This is a genomic window from Aeromonas sp. HMWF015 (assembly GCF_963878965.1).
Lineage (GTDB): Bacteria > Pseudomonadota > Gammaproteobacteria > Enterobacterales > Aeromonadaceae > Aeromonas > Aeromonas veronii.
Map to the genome: position 1 here is coordinate 1 of NZ_CAWNZT010000367.1, position 1,372 is coordinate 1,372.

Sequence of the window (1,372 nt, forward strand, 5' to 3'; positions counted from 1 at the left end):
AAAGCATGACCCCTTCCACCCTGCAGGCGCTGGAAGAGGCTCCGGCCCCTGATGTGACCACCGGCTGGCTACGACTGGCGGCACTGGTCAACGAGTTTGGCGCCCAGCCGAACTTGCTGGCCCGCCAGCTGGCAGGCTGGAAGCGCGACTTCCCCAACCATCCAGCCCAGAAGGATATGCCGGCAGGATTGGGCGATCTGGCGGCCACTGCCAGCACCTCGGTGCAACAGATCGCTGTGCTGCTGCCCCTCTCCGGCAATCTGGAGCCGCAGGGCGCAGCCATCCGTAACGGTATGCTGATGTCTTATAAGGAAAATCAGGGGCAATTCACCCTGAACTTCTACGACACCCAGAGCAAGTCGACCGGCGACCTTTACAAGCAGGCGATTCAGGAAGGGGCAGACATGATCATCGGCCCGCTGCTGAAAGACCGGGTCGAGGAGCTGCTCAAGGCCAATCCGACCGTGCCGGTACTGGCGCTCAATGAGCTGGACAAGCCGGTCGTCAACGACACCACCTACTACTTCTCCCTCTCTGCCGCCGCAGATGCCGCGCAGGCAGCCCAGTACCTCTACACCCAGGGCTACCGCAAACCGCTGCTGATCGCCGCCCAGGGGCGGATCGGTTACAGCAGTATCAAGGCGTTCGAGCAGAGCTGGGCTACCCTGAGCCAGGATAAGCCGGTCGTCGCCACCTTCGGTGCCCGCAACGAAGTGCAGGGGATGGTCAAGAATGCCCTGAGCGGCCGTTCTACCGCCCGTGCTGGTGAAGTGGTGCAACTCTCTGATGCCGCACCACGCAGCATCGATGCCGTTTATGTGGTGGCCAACAGCCTGGAAACCCGGATGATCAAGCCCTACGTTGATATCTCGGTCAATCCGATGGGCAGCCTGCCCATCTACACCAGCTCCCGCGGCTACGACAGCGCAGCCACCGAGGTCGCCTCCGAGCTCAACGGCATGCATATCGCCGATATGCCGCTGCTGCTGGGCGGCTACGAGAAACAGCGCGAGCAGATCGCCCTGCTCTGGCCGCAGACCCAGGGTGACCTGCTGCGTCTGTTTGCCATGGGCTACGATGCCGTCAGCCTGGCTGAGAACCTGCAGCAGATGCGCAAGGTGGGTGGCATGCAGCAGGCCGGCATGAGTGGTCAGCTGAGCGTGGATGCCCAGGGCAATATCGTGCGGATGCTGAGCTGGGGTACTTACCAGAACGGCAAACTGGTCGACGAGAACGCCGTTCAGCAACTGGAGGAGCCCTCCAATGAAGGAACTATGGAAACGGATGCGCCAGCAGTTGCCGAGCCTGTTCCCCTCACCAACGAGCAAGGGACAGCACTTTGAACAAGTCGCTGAACGCTGGTTGCAGGCCC

1 protein-coding gene is annotated in these 1,372 nt (G+C 61.9%); it reads left to right on the plus strand.

The window, feature by feature from the left end; all coding sequences use genetic code 11:
- Nucleotides 1-1,343: penicillin-binding protein activator (locus tag AACS18_RS18675; protein WP_108611873.1), on the plus strand; the 1,343-nt coding region annotated here is incomplete at its 5' end.
- Nucleotides 1,344-1,372 lie beyond the last annotated feature (29 nt).